The 874-nt window shown below is 50.7% G+C and carries 2 protein-coding genes; both read right to left on the reverse strand.

Features of this window, described 5'->3' with window-relative positions:
* On the reverse strand, nt 1-533 hold a 533-nt coding region (locus ACTQ34_RS18030; RefSeq protein WP_441364975.1), incomplete at its 3' end, for a relaxase/mobilization nuclease domain-containing protein.
* 55 nt (nt 534-588) lie between these two features.
* On the reverse strand, nt 589-874 hold a 286-nt coding region (locus ACTQ34_RS18035), incomplete at its 5' end, for a hypothetical protein (protein ID WP_441364976.1).

Genomic DNA, 874 nt, shown 5'->3' on the forward strand with positions numbered 1-874 from the left:
CATTTGTTATAACTCTTTCCGTGAGGCTTTGGGTCCTCCACAATGGACAATCCGTTCTCGATACAGATGGTATCGCTCAAGCGCCGGACGGCTCTGGTGCTGCCCCAAAAGTTGCGGAATTTTCGGTCACAATCTGCATTGACCGCCGACCAGATGATGTGATTATGAACGTGCGATTTGTCTATGTGAGTGCAGACCACAAAGGCGTGATTGTCCTTGGTGAACCGCTTGGCAAATTCCACGCCCAGGCGGTTGGCTTCCTCCGGTGTGATCTCTCCGGGTTTGAAGGACTGGCGCACATGGTAAGCGATCACATCGTCCGCCCCGCGCACCCGCCCGGTGGCGGCGATATACTGCCGCTTCGCCAACAGAAACTCCGCATCGGCGGTCCGGCTGTCACAGCCATAGCCGGTAATCAGTTTTCCGTTGTCGGTCTTTTGCGGATTTGCCACATAATCAATAATATCGCTGATTGCTCGGCTCTCAGTGCGCCCCTTGCCGATATGCAGGGGCATGATGCGTGTGGTTGCCATAGATGGAGCCTCCTTTCCAAAAAAGAAACGGCCTGCATGGTGCAGACCGCTTTCGTTATTCTATAAAATCATTCTCATCAAGAAAATCAAAATCGTCATCGGTGTCCTCTAACTGTTTTGGAGGAAACCTCATCTCGTATTGTTCTTTTGCCAGTGCACGAACTTCCGGGCGCTTATCTTTCATTCGTTTTTTCAGCCAGGAAATCTGCTCCTTTAATAACCGCCAAGGGAGATTCAGTAAGCGGTTTACCGTTATTTGCTCCGCTTGTTTCTCCGGCGATAAAGAAGCACAGGATTTACAGATGTGCGCCGCATGACCTTTGCCGGAAAATTTTTCGTTA

It is taken from the genome of Agathobaculum sp. LCP25S3_E8 (assembly GCF_052117165.1).
GTDB lineage: Bacteria > Bacillota > Clostridia > Oscillospirales > Butyricicoccaceae > Agathobaculum.